A 15,622-nucleotide genomic window follows, 5' to 3' on the forward strand; every position below is an offset into this window, starting at 1 on the left:
TAGTATTTTTTTGCAAATTACCCCAGTTTTATATTTTTTCTGTCGATTCTAACCATTTTCTAGCAATCTTTTTTGTTAAATCATGTAGTAAATGTAGTGGTGTAAAAGCACATTTTACTTTCATAGGTTTCCTGCGTACAAAATATCCTTCCCCACTCTGGAATTCTTGATCCATTTCCGTATGCTTGAGCTTTATATTAAAGAAATACACATCATTATTTTGCGTAGTGCCTAATAAATAACTACAGCTTCGTTTTCTGATTTCCGCAAACCATTTTTCATGTGAATAATTAGTTACACTTGAAGTTGTAGCAGCTGCAACAAAATGGATCCCTTTATTTCTTCCATTTTGAACAATTTGCTCTATTTTATTTTTCGCATCAAAATCAGTAGATAATAACGCCAGCATTTGATCAATATCATCAATAACAATAATAATCCTTGAATATGGAAATTTCATTTTTTCATTTGGATTTAAAGACGGCATGACCACTTCTCTGTTATTTATTACTTCTAGCAGCTCATCTAACATTTTTTTTAATTGCATTCCGTCTGTAATTCGCTTTTTAACATGTGGTAATTCTCCAAGAGCCAAAATACCCGTTGTTTTTTCACTTAAATCAATCATGAATAATTCAATTTCTTCAGGTGCATGTTGATAGGTAAGAGAAAAAATTAGTGTTTGTAATAAAGATGTCTTACCACCTTCAATTCTTCCTCCAATGAAAATATTTGTCATTTCCTCCAATGAAAAGTTTTGCAAGCGAATATCTTCTGTTTCGATACCTACACAAATTTGTGACGATTCTGATTGCTCTAGCATGTCTTCAATAAACAACTGTTTCGGAACCATTGGAATTGATTTTGCTTTCTCTCCAGTCCATGCTCCATTCATTTTTTGAATAATTGTTTTTAATTGCTTAGAATATTCCAATTCATTTTCTCCAACGAAAGGCAATGCTGCTTGGAATAGTTCTGGGGGCTGCCCTTTCGCTAAACCACGTCCAGATGGTACATCAATTAATGGGAAGTTTGGTCTTCCAACTAAACTATAATATTCTGTTCTATCTTGTAATTCAAACGAAATTGCCATCGGAATATTGTTACGAACACGGTCAAACATATCAGTTGTTTGGTTGAGTGATAAATGAAAAGAAATACCGTACGTACTTGATTCACGTAATAATTGCTCTAAAATTTCATTTTCCTTCTCATACTCACTACGGAACCTAATATAACCATCTATCATTACGACAATAGCTGGAATCTTTGTTTCTACCATTCGGTTATACATCGCGAAAGATTTTGCTCCCCTATCAGAAAAACATTCTTTTCGATATGTGACTTCCTTCTTCAAAAAGCTAAACAACCGTTTCATTTTTTCAACTTCGTCTTCTTGTACAATTCCACCCACATGTGGTAAATCTCTAAAGTCTAAAAACATGCGACCAAAATCAACTACATAGAAGTTTACTTCCTCTGGTGTATGAGACAATGCCAGAGACATAATAATTGTTTGTAATAGAGTCGTTTTTCCTGTACCTGGCATACCGTAAATATTTAAATGCCCCTCTTGAACATCTAATTTCAAAGGATACTGCGCTTGATTTGCCACATCGTCGATTAGTCCTACCGTTAACTGCAATTTATCTTCTCTTTGCTTCCATACATCCGCATTCCAATTCTCTATTTCATAGAATTGATTTAATAATAGTTTCTCTGGTAAAGGTGCTAACCAAGGTCCTGGCAACGCTGTAATATTTTCTTTTTCGGATACGTTCTGTACATATTGAATAAAAGCTTGTAATTGCTTTGGACTATTTGTCATTGGTTTTGGGCGCTTTTTCACTTTTATTCTTTCACCCGAAAGCTTAACTTCTGTAAAATCAACAACAGCAAGAACTTTCTCTTCATCTGGATTATAAGGTGCTCCACTCCATGCAGATTGGAACAATTCCAATATTTCATTACTTCCAACCTGTAAATAACCTCTTCCCGGTACATTAATTTTAGAGGCATCTGGAATTTTTAACATTTCACGACTATCGGCGTCATCTTGTACACGTAAACAAATTCGAAAACGTGAGTTACTCCAAATCTTATCATTTACAACCCCTGAAGGTTTTTGTGTAGCTAATAATAAGTGAACTCCTAATGTCCTTCCTATTGCAGCAACACTAATTAGTTCGTCCATAAATTCTGGTTGTTCCTTTTTCATTTGAGCAAACTCATCAATGACAATAAATAAATGTGGCAAAGGTTCTTTTTCACGCCAGCTTGTTTCATAATATTCATCTAAATGTTGAACATTTCCAGCCTGAATAAACAATTTTTGTCTTCTCTCTAATTCCGCCTTTAATGATATTCTTGCACGCTCGATTAAGTTCGGATCTTCTAAGTTTGTAATAGATGCGATAATATGTGGTAATCCTGCAAACGTGTTTGACATTCCGCCACCCTTATAATCGATAAGCATAAATGCCATCTCATGAGGATGATAGGTAGCCGCTAACGCTGCTATAATAGACTGGATCACTTCACTTTTCCCTGAACCTGTTGTACCAGCCATTAAACCATGCGGACCATGTCCTTTCTTCTCAATTTTATCGTGAATATTTAGAAACACAGGTTTACTTCCTTCTCTTACACCTATTGGAACCGGCAATGAAGTCGGATATCGATTTTTATTCCATCTCTCTAGCACCTGTAACTCTTCCATTTTTTTCACTTGGAACAAATCTAAAAAAGTTAATACTTTCGGTATGTTAGCCGCTGTAGAACTTTTCATTCGAATAGGAGCAATACCTCGCGCACCTGATTCGCATCGTTCAAATGAAAGTCGGTCTACTTTAAAACTAGCACGCGTTGTCCCGCTATTTTCAGCTGAGCTTGAAAATGTTTCTACTAACTCACCATTTTCTCCGTTTAAGCTAATAACAAGATCACATTCCATCGGCAATCGTTCTCTCTGTTCTGCAAATATAAATGTAGATGCTCCGACACTTTCCCCTTCTCTAAGTAACATTGGAAGTATAGGATCATCTTCTAAAAATTCTCTCGCGGATAAGAAAAAAACATACATTGGGATTAAAGGTATTTTCGCATCTACCTGTGCAGAGGAATTATAAATTCTACGCATATTAAGTGGTGTGAACAACGCTTCAGCTAATTTCTGCGCTTCTTGTTGATTCTCAGATAAAAAACGCATGCTTCTCTGCTCATCCCACACATGAGGAATCCACCTCATCCAATCCCATTCTTTCTTCTCCTTCTCATGATAGAAGGCTGCTATTTTCACTTCATTCGGAGCGTGATGTGTCATAATTTGCGTCGTTACAATTCGAGTGAAGTTCAATCGATCTTCTTTATTGCCAACCACACCAATTACATCATTTTTTTTCAATGATATTGAAATATGCCCATTAGGGATTGTATTAAAATCTCTTTTCACATTTTGTGCTTCTGTGATTAATGGATTTTCCTCATAACCTTGCTGTTCAGGCACTTTCAATTCAACATAAAATGGTCTCTCACCTGTTCCAATACGGATATCTAAAAAGTCTGGGCTTTCAGGTGTTCGCTCCCATAAATTACTTTCTCGATTTTCAATTCTTTGTACACTCTTTAGTGGACTTGGATTTTGTGTTATTAAATATTTCGCTTGTTCAACCTTTAACGTATCTAACTCCACTCGATGCTTTTGAATTTGCTCCAAATATCTTTGTTGTAACTGCTCCACCATTTGCCTATGTTCTTTCTTTTTACGGAAATGCCCCATCGTTGTAATTGCATACGATCCTAACATTGGAATACTCGAAACCATCATAAGTGGCATATAACTTGCATTCATCTTCATAAATTTCATCATCACAAAATACAATATCAATGTTAAAATTGTCATCATCGCTGGTAATAACATTGTTTCAATAGAAAATTTAGGTTCTTCTGGTATATTTGGCGGATCATGAATAATAACATCCCCTGTTGGTATATCTACTTTCACACGCGGAGAGCGCTGAAAATATGGTGATTTTTGCACAAAGCATTTCTCCTTCCCCATTCAAAACTATTACTCAATGATTTTCCATACATAATCTTCTTCACTAGAAGATATACCTTGTTTAACAGGTTCATTATTAACTTCTTCTGCCGGTAACATTTCAAAAGAAGGGATAATCGCCCCTTTTTTATTTAGCATTACATATTGTCCATCCCAAACATCATTATCTCTCAAAGTCTCGTCATTTCGAATAGAATGCCACTCTTCTTTATCCTTTGTCACTCTAATTTCGTAAATTTCACTTAATGTTTCATCTATTTTTTCGTGATGTAAAATTGCTTCAATAATTTGTATTACTTTCACATCATTTGGGATCGCAATATCTATTTCTTCATTTGATTGTTTTATGTACGTCACAATAATCTCTTCCACGTATATTCACCTTTCCGTTGTATTCTTACCAAGAAATATCTAAAAACGAAATATCATCGCTCGTCGGTGAGCACTGTGCCCTCTCGATTTTTTGTAAGACTTCCTCAAAGTTATACTGCATAAGCGACATAAGTCCATCTGAATGAATTACAATTCTATTTACTTCTTCTCTAGATAACTTCTTTGAAAAAACATCCAATTCACCACCAATAATACCATGATGTGTAGACCATCTTTTCCCTACACTTCTCTCAAAATTCAATTCATTTAAGCACTTTTTCTGATTTTGGAACAATTGTACAAAAGAATCGCCATGTGTAACTATTGTTACATCTACTTCGTCTTGATTTGGAATGAGCTCTATTTTCCCAGCAATGAACATAGCTTCACTACCTTTTCTCCTCTTTTCTTCCAAAACATCGAGAAGTAACCATGGTGTTTCTTCTGGCAATTGAAATACCCTCACTTCCTCTGCTGCTTCTTCTTTCCACTTTTCCAACTCTTCATTTAATAGAATAGAAATATTCTTTTCCTTCAATGTTTCAAATAAATTTAATAATTTCATACCAAGAAATTTCGCAGCGATTTCACCATGAAAAGACATTCCTACACCATCACATAATGCAAAGGTAATACTAGTCCCATTATCTTGAAATATAAGAAAATCTTGTCCACTCTCATTTAAGTCTTGCGTTTCTTTAGCTCTTACGTAACTATATCGATATGTAAAATGTTCACCTTTCTTCTCTTGTAATACTGTTTCTTTTTCTTGCGACAGGATATACTTCACTATTTTTCTCCCTCCTATCGAACCGGCGTTGCAGCAGACATTTGAAATCCAAGTGATACTAAATCTGCATTTGTACCTGGAAACATCATCACTGCACCATCCCCAATATGAAAACCATACTCAGTCATCATCTCACGATAACTTTGAGGGATAGGAGAGGAAAGTCGTTGCAACTTTGCACCATATTCATCCGTAATTTCTGTATGTGGCATAATCCCTTCCCACTTCTTTATACTAGTAATTTGTTCTTGCATAATTTCATCCGAAATAAAGATATTTTCAATTAGTACATTTCCATCAGGTACAGACATATTCATAATTCTTCGCACAATTAATTCTGGATCTTCGCCAGTTGAAGCACCATCTGTCATATGACAAACAACAGGAGCTGGCCCGTCTTGTAAATTCGGTAATTCCTTTTGCAATAACTTCTCCACTACAGAGAAAGCCTTTGCTGTATCAGTTAAGCGATGCGTTTGAATTTTTTCTAGTGGACGTAGTCTTGCTACCTCATCTATTGTTTTCACCCCACCCAAAAGATCAAAAACTTGATCGCTATAAGCTAAAATAGATAACTTATATCTTGGAAGCAATCGACTACCTTTTGTCGAACGAAATACCATTTGGCGAATCGCTAAAGAAAGAGCATCCGTTACAATGTCAATTCTCCTTTTTTCTTCTCCCTCTACATCCATCATTTGATTCATTGATGCGCTTACATCAAGAAGATAGATTATATAAGCTGGTGTTTGTTGTGTTGCTTGAGTTTGATATAACATGTTTCATACCCTTCCATACATTATTATATGAACTTTTTTTATATTCACATTTCATTATAACTTATGAATTTTCTTTTTCTCAATTTATTATAAAATGTTCTCGATATAATTTACATATTTTCACACAAAATGACATTTTTCTTCTCTTTAACTTATGTTTAAATATACAAAACCCTTCTATATTCATAGAAGGGTTTTAATATTATGGTATAAGACGAGTACAATCTCTCGGAAAAGCACTCGCCTCTCGTACATTTGTTAATTCTAATAGTTTATATACAATCCTTTCTAACCCAATTCCGAAACCTCCATGCGGAGGACAACCGTATCGGAATGTATTTAAATAAGATTGAAATTTCTCTGGGTGTAATCCTTTTTCTTTAAACGAAGCGAGTAACATTTCATAATTATGAATTCGCTGTGCCCCTGACGTTATTTCTAACCCTTTATATAATAAGTCGAATGAATCAGTAATAGCTGGATTCTCTTTATTTTGCATCGTATACATCGGTCTCGCTTCTTTCGGATAATGTGTAATGAAAACAAATTCACTATTATATGTTTCCTTTACATATTTCCCTAGTAACTTTTCACCTTCTGTATCTAAATCCCCTACAGGAGATTCTTTACGATACTTACTTTTCAAAATTTCTTGTGCTTCTAACAATGTAATTTTAGGTATTTCAGTAATAACAGGTACTTCTATTTGTAATAGTTGTAGTTCTAGTTCACATTTTTTTGCTACTTGTTGAAACATATATTGTAAAACATCCGTTTCTAGTTGCATCACTTCATAAAAATCATGAATAAAACCAAGTTCTACGTCTAACGATATATATTCATTCAAATGACGGGAAGAATTATGATGTTCCGCTCTATATACAGGTGCAATTTCAAAAACACGTTCTAGTCCCCCAGCCACCATCATTTGCTTATAGAACTGTGGTGATTGTGCTAAATAAGCTTCTTTTTGGAAGTATGGAAGCTTAAAAACATTTGCTCCTCCTTCTGCCCCTTGCGAAACAATTTTCGGAGTAAATATACGTATGAAATCGTTCTCTATAAGAAATTCACTAAAGCTCTGAACGAGTGTAGATTTCACTTTAAAAATCGCTGCGGTTCGCTCATGTCTTAATGAGAGTACCCGCTCATTAAGTAGTTGATCTAAGCCAACTTGTAACTTCTTTTTATTTATTTCAAATGGAAGTGGTTCTGCACCGTTTATTACTTTCACTTCATGAGCAAGTACTTCAACACCCAATTCTGTTTTCGACGTCTCGACTATTTCACCAATTACATGAACAACACTTTCTACATCAACTTTATATCCGGCCAATTCATTTTCTAATACACATTGAATTACTCCTGTTCTGTCCCGTAATAATAAAAAACTAACATTTCCAAGGTGCCGAATTTTTTTTACCCATCCTTGAAGTAATACAACCTTTCCACTTTGCTTTGTACATTCTTTTGTGAGTGAACGCTTCATTATTGAATCCATTATTTTTCCCTCCAGTAATTTTATATTTATTTACGTTATTGTTGTCATCGTCATCATCCACGGTCACTCACCCCCTTTCAAAGAATACAAAAATCCGCCCCTATAAATAGGGACGGATTTTTTTCCGCGGTACCACCCAAATTGTCATACTGACCATCTTAGCCCTGATAACGGTAGGTACCGTTTGCTTTTACTAATAATCACGTTCAAAGCAACACTCACAGGTGTCTTTCCATCATGCGGTATCGCAACCTTCCCAGCAACCGGCTGCTCTCTGTAGACCTTTGCACCATGTACTTTTCCTAATCATCACTTTTTATATTTACAGAGTATTCTAACTCCTCGCTTTATAAAATGCAAGCCTTTTTTGAAACATTCTGATTTTCTAACTCCTAAATTCTTCTAAAGTGTGAAAAGTTAATTTTGTAATACATATTCTTATGTATCAAATTCGAAATTACACCTCTAACATTTTTCCATTTTTTACATAAAACCCAATTCATTTACGCATATTAATAAAAAATTTTATAGCGAGGTGTGTATATGCAAAAAGCAATTAGTTTCTTTCTCCTATTGTTTTGCCTAATTGTAGTAAACGAAACATACGCCTATTCACCAAAATCTTTACCAATCTCTCAAAACTCTGATCAATGGCAAGTGAATATTGATAAACCGAAAAATACAAACAAGAATATGCTTCAAGCTAAAAAAGATGAATTTCAAACATATCATTTTTCAGTAAAGAATGTCGGGAATAGTGAGGTATATAACGTAAACGTCGAAGTATTCCGCAACGAACCAAATAAGAAAACGAAATATGAACTCTTTTCCCTAAAGGAAAGTCGTTTAGCAAGTGGAAAAACTGGACTTGAACACGCTAATTTACCTGTTGCTACAAAAGCGGATGAGGTTGATGTGATTATTACATGGCAAGAACACCCATTCCGATCGATGCGAAATGGTCAAAAAGTTGAATCTAGAAAATTTAAAGAGCATTTTGTTTTTAAAGAAGCTAAAAAGTAAATGGGATCCGGATATATTCACACTAACATTGATATAGCTTTATTTACTAGTACCAGTTCGTAAGCAAATTAAAAAGTCGTGGCTTAATGCCACGACTTTTTATATTAATTCGTACTAATGCCTCTCGCTGCCCAAATGCGATCGATATCAGCAGCATGTTGTCCGCCATATAAAAGAGCATCTGCTTGCTTAATCGCTTTTGCTCCATCACTGAATTTAGAGTTTGGTGTTAATGACCAGTGTGATTGTAAAATGATTTTTGTTGCTACATCACGGCCAAAAGCTTGTGCCATTTCGTATTGACCTTGTGCCCAAATTTCACCATCATCATGCACTTCATTCGTTATATCTTTCGGATATACTTTATTCGTATCTAATCGGCGTAAGCATGTTGGATCTGAACTAGAATAAGCTGTCGCATCCCATTCTCCAACACATGCTTTACCATATCCAGTAGTCGATACTGCATCTTCATATGTAGCACCTAAGAAGTCGCCAAATCCTTCTCCCATCGCTCCACCTTCTGCTGAACTACCAAAGCCAGGAACTTGGTTATCTTGAATCGAATGCCCATACTCATGTGCGATAATACCAGCATCTTCTGCATCATCAACACCGCCAGTACCGAAAGTTAAAGCTTTTGTTGATGGAGAATAGAATGAGTTATCATCAGTTGTACCATTAACATTCACTTTTATCGAACGGTTATTAATATTTTTAAAACCTAGACTTTGAATGTAACGTTGCAATGTGTCGATATGATAGTACGACATAACATCTTCAAAGCTATCATTTGCGCGTGTATAGTTAAATTGTAAATTCGTAGATTTTGTTTTCGCTTTTGAAGAAATCGTTACATATTCTCCAATTAAAAATCCTGTTCCATCTAAACCTTTTAACGTAACAGTTTTCAGTTGGTTCGTTAGAGCTGTTGAATCTGCATCGTTACTATCTTTTAAGCCTACTTTACTACCGCTAGATACGACTGGGTTAGGTAAAAATACTTTTCCTGACCCTTCAGCTTTTCGGTTTATATCAACCTTTTTAATTAACTTTCCATTTTCTGCATCAATAAATGTTTCCCATGCACCAAATGGATTATTAGAATGGACTACAACTTTATATACTGGACGAGCAATTCCTTCTTCAACAATATATCCGAACTCTTTATCTGTAGGAGCCCATAAATTTTGCTCACTTGCTTCTCCAACATACGCCATTGATTTTTGTATTGCATCTTTTTCACTAATTTTTGTCGTTACTTCCTTCACACCTGTAACAGGCTGATAATCAGAAACAGCGAGTACTCCCTTTCCCTCTCCGTTAAGCGTAACTGTTATTTGTTTTGAAAATACAGGTGCACCATTAACAACTTGTTGGAACCTAACATATGAAGCTACTGACGTTTCTGTTGTAGAAATATATTGCAAGTCTGAAAGGTCTGTTTTCAATCCATACTGCGCAGCATTTTCTTTTAAATATTCAGTTGCTTTTTTCTGTGGCGAATAAGCTTCTAACTTTACTTGCTGTTGTTTTTCCAATGCCGAAACCGTAGAAATTGTCCCCATTACTAACGGCACAGTCATTGCCATTGCCACCATTTTTTTATTAAACATAGAACCACTCCCCCTAATAAAGTAGCTCAACCTTATCCCATTACCACTCGGCAATCATTCCTCGCAAAACGGATGGATAAAAATTGAATCTACGAGTAATTCTCTATGGACACTTCTATTACCTTTCCATTTAGGGTAAGTGAAATTTTCTCAATATTTATGTGTAAAGTAAACACAATATTTTAGAAATATATTTCTAAAGCAATTCCTTAACTCTTAAACTTTTTAAATGACTTTGTAAAAAACAGGCCACTTTTTTACCTAACGGTAGGTTGATAAAAATATTAATGAATGATACGATTTATATAACCTTTTTTAGGAGGCTTTATTATGAGCAAAAGTGAAGAAACACTCTCTTCAATTGTGGAAGCAAGCTATCGACTGTTTGCCGGACATGGTATTACCAAAACGACTTATTCAATGATTGCTGAAGAAGTCGGAATTGCTAAACCGTCCATTTATTATTACTTTAAATCTAAAGATGCATTAATCGAATGTATTTTCACAGAATTATGTGCTGCGATGCAGTTTTCTTCCTTCTTCCATACAGAAGAGTTTACGAAAGAAAATTTTATTGAAAAATGCATTGAAATTGGATTCAAAATAATTGATGAACAGCAGAACGATCCTTATTTTAATCGTGTGTTGCAAGAATATGTATTACTATCTTCAAGAAATGATATGTACAAAGATCGATTACTAACTGTGCAAACAGAATATTTACAAGGGTTTGAATCACTCCTTACAAAAGCAAATGAACTGCAATTGATTGAAAATATAAATCTAGTTTCAAAAGCTTATATGTTAGCATTAGTGCTTGATAATGTCGGGAATTTTATGATGTTACATGTGGATATAGATTATAGACAAATATGGATGGAAGCTGTAAACAGTATTTTTGAAAGAAGGGATTGAATTGAATACTAAAAAACGAATTATCGGCTTAGACTTTGCTAGAGCTTTGGCGATGTTTGGTATGCTGCTTGTTAATTTTATGGTTATAACAGGTGCAGAAGGAAATGGTCCCCCATTTTTAATAACTTTCATGTCACTTTTTGAAGGTAGAGCTTCTGCCTTGTTTGTTATACTTGCTGGAATTGGCATATCTTTAATGACTAGATCATCTGTTGCTAGCAATGAAAAAATAAAAATTTCTAATAGCCGAAAAATCACCTGGAAACGGGCACTATTCTTATTTATTTTAGGATTACTTTTATACGTAATGGAGTGGACTGGGGATATATTACACTACTACGGTGTTTACCTTTTCGTTGCTGCATTACTCATTACAGTCCGAAAAAAAGCATTACTCTTGTTATCTATTATTATCCTACTCTTGGCACAATCTCTTCAGCTTACTTTCAATACTTTCGAAGGTTGGGGAGGCCCTACTCCATTTATAAACTATGTAGACTTCTGGACAGTAAACGGTTTTCTTCGCAATTTATTCTTTAATGGTTATCACCCTTTTTTCCCTTGGTTTTCGTTCTTCTTAATCGGTATGATAATTGGCAAATTAGATCTTCATAATAAAAAGATTAGAGATAGGTTGCTCTTGCTCGGTATTACATTCACCATACTGATAGAACTTTTATCAAAAGGGCTCACGCATTACTTCATTCCACACATTGGCAAAGAAGCTGCTACATTTTTGTTTAATACGGGACCTATTTTACCAAATATATTATATATTTTATCTGCTACAGGATTTGCTATTGCTATATTAATAATTTGTCTCTATTTCGCTGAAAAATATGAAAATAATTGGTTTGTTACTTCCATTATACAAACAGGTCAATTAACATTAACTCATTATGTAAGTCATGTATTTATCGGTATTGGAGCATTAATTCTATTCGATAGAATGGAACATCAAACACTACTTTTCGTTTTATTATTTGCTACTATATTTTTCATTTTCAGTATTTTGTTTAGCGTATTATGGAGAAAGAAATTTTCTAGAGGACCTATTGAATGGATTATGAGGAAATTAGCTAGTTAATTTACCTCCATACGAAAAAGGAAGTTGGAATCATTCCAACTTCCTTTTTTCTTTAATTAGCTGCACTTAATTTAATTCTAAGTTTTGTTTCACCTAAAGAAAGTTCATCGTCTTCGTTCGTTAAGTGACCAAATGTAAATTGTTTAACGAGTAAGTTTTCTTCCAATAAATCTTTATGGTTCGTTAACGTTCGTTGTAGCTCTACTTCTGTATCAAGAATAACATCGACTCGTAAATTAACTGGTAAATTCAACTGTTTACGATATTCTTGAACCGCACGAATGAATTCACGCGCTACTCCTTCTTGTAACAATTCTTCCGTTACATTCGTATCTAACATAACCGTATATTGTCCGTTAGTCGTGTTAGAGAATCCTGATTTTGCAACTTTCTCAACTAACACATCTTCAGCAGTTACAACTACTTCTTCTCCTGGTGTTGCTTCGTAAACTGCTCTTTCTGTTGATACAAAGTTTTGTACTTCTTCTTGTGATAATTGTTTTAGCCAACCATTCACTGCATTCACATTTTTACCGAATTTCGGCCCCGCTGTTTTAAAATTAAGCTTCAATTGATATGATGTGTATTTTGTTTCATCGAGTTCAACATGGAACGCTTTTACATTTAACTCATCCATAACGATATCACGATAAGATTCCCAATCCATATCATTCTCGTTATGCTCAAGTAATACAAGTTCTGCTAGCGGCTGTTTTACTTTTAAAGAATGCTGATTACGGTTACTTCTTCCAAGTTCAACAACTTGTAAAACAGCATCCATTTCCGCTTCTAATTTCGGCTGAAGTAGTGATTCATTTACAACTGGATAATCAGCTAAATGAACGCTACTTCCTTCTAAATTAAGATGAATGTCTTCCGCGACAAACGGTGTGAATGGTGCAATTAATTTACTAATTGTTACAAGTACTTCATGAAGTGTCTCATACGCAGCAGCTTTTTCAGCGTTCATACCAGATTCCCAGAAACGATTACGTGAGCGTCTTACATACCAGTTACTCACTTCATCTACAAGTACTGCAATTTCACGAGCTGCATTCGTAAATTGATAATCATCAAGTGCTGTTCTCACTTTTTTCGTTGTACTATGCAATCTTGATAATACCCATTCGTCTAATTTTGTAAGCTTTACATCATACGTTTCTTTCGGATTATACTCATCTAAATTTGCATATAAAACGTAGAAGCTATACACATTGACTAATGTATCTACAAATTTAGATTTCGCTTCCAGTACGGTTCTTTCAGAAAAACGCTTCGCATTCCACGGAGCACTATCAACAAGTAAAGCCCATCTTAGCGCATCTGCACCAAACTTATCTACTAAATCAACTGGATCTAGTGCATTCCCTTTACTTTTAGACATTTTCTGCCCTTCTTCATCTAAAACATGCCCTAGTGATAACACTCGTTTATACGGTACTTTTCCTGTATACAGTGCTGAGACTGCTAATAAACTATAAAACCAGCCGCGTGTTTGATCAATTCCCTCTGCAATAACATCAGCTGGAAACTGCTCTTCAAATAACTCTTTATTTTCAAATGGGTAATGATATTGTGCAAATGGCATGGAACCACTATCAAACCAAACATCAATTACTTCTGGTGTACGATTCATTGTGCCTCCGCATTTTTCGCAGCAGACTTGAACTTCATCTACATACGGCTTATGCAATTCTAAATCTTCCGGTGTTTCTTTCGTACTATGCTTTCTTAATTTGGCAATGCTTTTCGGCGCAAACTGATGATCACAACTTTCACATTCCCATACGTTTAATGGCGTTCCCCAATATCTATTTCGGCTAATATTCCAGTCCACCATATTTTCTAAAAACTTACCAAAGCGTCCATGTTTCATATGATCCGGATACCAAGTAACTGAATCATTATTTTGTAAAAATGTATCTTTAATTGCAGTTGTTCGGATTAACCAACTTTCTCCTGCATAATAAAGAAGTGGTGAATCACAACGCCAGCAATGTGGATAGCTATGTTCATATTTTTCTTTATGATATAGTAAACCTTCTTTCGCTAAATAACGAACAATGTCAACGTCACAATCTTTTACAAATTTACCTTTCAAAAATGGTACCGCTTCTGTATACTCACCTTTTTCATCTACAACGTGCAAGAATGACAATCCTTCACTTTGAACAACTCTATAATCGTCCTCTCCATATGCTGGAGCAATATGAACAAGTCCTGTACCACTATCTGCCGTTACAAACTCTGCTGCGATAACGCGGTAACCATTTGTAACTTCTTTCATCGGAAATGGCGCTGTATAAGATGTGTTTAATAATTCTTCGCCTTTATGAACAGATAATACTTCATAGTTTTCTTTTAATACTTCTTGTACACGTTCTTTCGCAACAATGTATACATGACCTTCTTGTTTTGCTTTAACATATTCCATATTTGGATGTACAGCAAGCGCTACGTTTGCTGGAAGTGTCCAAGGCGTTGTTGTCCAGCCTAAGAAATACTCATTTTCACTATCTTTCACTTTAAACTTCACAGTTGCACTTAAATCTTTTACTGTTTTATACCCTTGTGCAACCTCATGTGAGCTCAATGAGGTTTGGCAGCTTGGACAGTATGGTGAAACTCTATGTCCTTTATATAACAATCCTTTTTCATGGATTGTCCCCAAAATATGCCATACACTTTCGATATATGGATTCTTTAAAGTTACATATGGATCATCCATATCTACCCAATAACCAATACTTTCAGTGAATTCACGCCACTGCTTTTCATATGTGAAAACACTCTCTTTACACTTTTGAATAAATGGTTCAATGCCATATTCTTCGATCTCATGTTTACCAGAAATACCAAGTTGCTTCTCAACACCTAGTTCTACAGGTAAACCATGTGTATCCCATCCTGCTTTTCTTACTACTTTATAACCAGCCATCGTTTTATATCTTGCTACTAAATCTTTAATTGCCCGACCAAGTGCATGGCCGACGTGTGGTAAACCGTTCGCCGTTGGTGGTCCTTCATAAAACACAAACGATTGCGCGCCTTCTCGATTCTGAATTGATTGTTCAAAAATGCTTTGTTCGTTCCACTGCTTACGAATACGTGTTTCTCTCCCTACAGCTGACTCTTTTACATCTACTTTCTTCATCTACAATCACTCCTTTGAATGTTTTAAAAGCACACAAAAAACCCGTCCCTATGAAGTAGGGACGGGTTTACCCGCGTTACCACCCTAATTCTATTAGCTTTTTCACTAATAGCGCTTAGCAACGTACTATCATACGTGTTCTTTGTAACGGTAGACATCCGTCCGGGCTTACTCACTTTCAGCCTCGGCTCCTCGGAGATGATTTTCAAATAACGTCTGCCCACCGGCTTTCAGCAATATACCGGCTCTCTGGAGAACAGTTCACTATTTTACTCTTTCTCGTCTTCAGATTTGTATACTTTGTTAAAAGTTATTTTATGCCATT

The 15,622-nt window shown here is 35.2% G+C and carries 10 protein-coding genes and 2 other annotated features; of the genes, 3 read left to right on the top strand and 7 right to left on the bottom strand.

Features of this window, described 5'->3' with window-relative positions:
* Positions 1-28 precede the first annotated feature (28 nt).
* The 5 genes from essC to aspS form a co-directional block, all read right to left on the bottom strand.
* A complete protein-coding gene (gene essC, locus DN400_RS23700) occupies positions 29-4,039 on the bottom strand; it encodes a type VII secretion protein EssC (protein ID WP_141527796.1) in 4,011 nt (1,336 codons plus the stop codon).
* A gap of 30 nt (positions 4,040-4,069) precedes the next feature.
* Positions 4,070-4,432: a ubiquitin family protein gene (locus DN400_RS23705; protein WP_000391135.1), complete on the bottom strand. Its 363-nt coding sequence runs from the start codon at positions 4,430-4,432 to the stop codon at positions 4,070-4,072.
* A gap of 25 nt (positions 4,433-4,457) precedes the next feature.
* Positions 4,458-5,225 carry a hypothetical protein gene (locus DN400_RS23710; RefSeq protein WP_098255407.1) on the bottom strand — a complete coding sequence of 256 codons (768 nt, stop codon included), beginning with the start codon at positions 5,223-5,225 and terminating at the stop codon, positions 4,458-4,460.
* Between the two features lie 11 nt (positions 5,226-5,236).
* On the bottom strand, positions 5,237-6,001 hold the full coding sequence (locus DN400_RS23715; RefSeq protein WP_000966848.1) for a vWA domain-containing protein: 765 nt from the start codon (positions 5,999-6,001) through the stop codon (positions 5,237-5,239).
* Positions 6,002-6,203: 202 nt separating this feature from the next.
* On the bottom strand, positions 6,204-7,502 hold the full coding sequence (aspS, locus tag DN400_RS23720; RefSeq protein ID WP_000377348.1) for an aspartate--tRNA(Asn) ligase: 1,299 nt from the start codon (positions 7,500-7,502) through the stop codon (positions 6,204-6,206).
* Between the two features lie 105 nt (positions 7,503-7,607).
* Positions 7,608-7,821: a binding site (T-box leader), on the bottom strand.
* 224 nt (positions 7,822-8,045) lie between these two features.
* Here aspS and DN400_RS23725 point away from each other — a divergent pair.
* A complete protein-coding gene (locus DN400_RS23725; protein ID WP_147801961.1) occupies positions 8,046-8,525 on the top strand; it encodes a hypothetical protein in 480 nt (159 codons plus the stop codon).
* Positions 8,526-8,629: 104 nt separating this feature from the next.
* Here DN400_RS23725 and DN400_RS23730 read toward each other — a convergent pair whose 3' ends face one another.
* On the bottom strand, positions 8,630-10,141 hold the full coding sequence (locus tag DN400_RS23730; protein WP_147801962.1) for a M36 family metallopeptidase: 1,512 nt from the start codon (positions 10,139-10,141) through the stop codon (positions 8,630-8,632).
* Positions 10,142-10,471: 330 nt separating this feature from the next.
* Between DN400_RS23730 and DN400_RS23735 the strand changes: the two genes are divergently transcribed.
* Positions 10,472-11,056, top strand: a complete 585-nt coding sequence (locus DN400_RS23735; protein WP_147801963.1) for a TetR/AcrR family transcriptional regulator — start codon at positions 10,472-10,474, stop codon at positions 11,054-11,056.
* A 1-nt stretch (position 11,057) separates the two neighbouring features.
* A complete protein-coding gene (locus tag DN400_RS23740; protein ID WP_139213220.1) occupies positions 11,058-12,143 on the top strand; it encodes a DUF418 domain-containing protein in 1,086 nt (361 codons plus the stop codon).
* 52 nt (positions 12,144-12,195) lie between these two features.
* On the opposite strand, the gene ileS is transcribed toward DN400_RS23740, so the two are convergent.
* The gene (ileS, locus tag DN400_RS23745; protein WP_098451708.1) at positions 12,196-15,297 is read right to left on the bottom strand and encodes an isoleucine--tRNA ligase; all 3,102 of its coding nucleotides are present in this window, start codon (positions 15,295-15,297) and stop codon (positions 12,196-12,198) included.
* Positions 15,298-15,351: 54 nt separating this feature from the next.
* Positions 15,352-15,592 (bottom strand) — a binding site (T-box leader).
* Positions 15,593-15,622 lie beyond the last annotated feature (30 nt).

This window comes from Bacillus sp. AR8-1, from assembly GCF_008042345.1.
GTDB classification, from domain to species: Bacteria; Bacillota; Bacilli; order Bacillales; family Bacillaceae_G; genus Bacillus_A; species Bacillus_A cereus.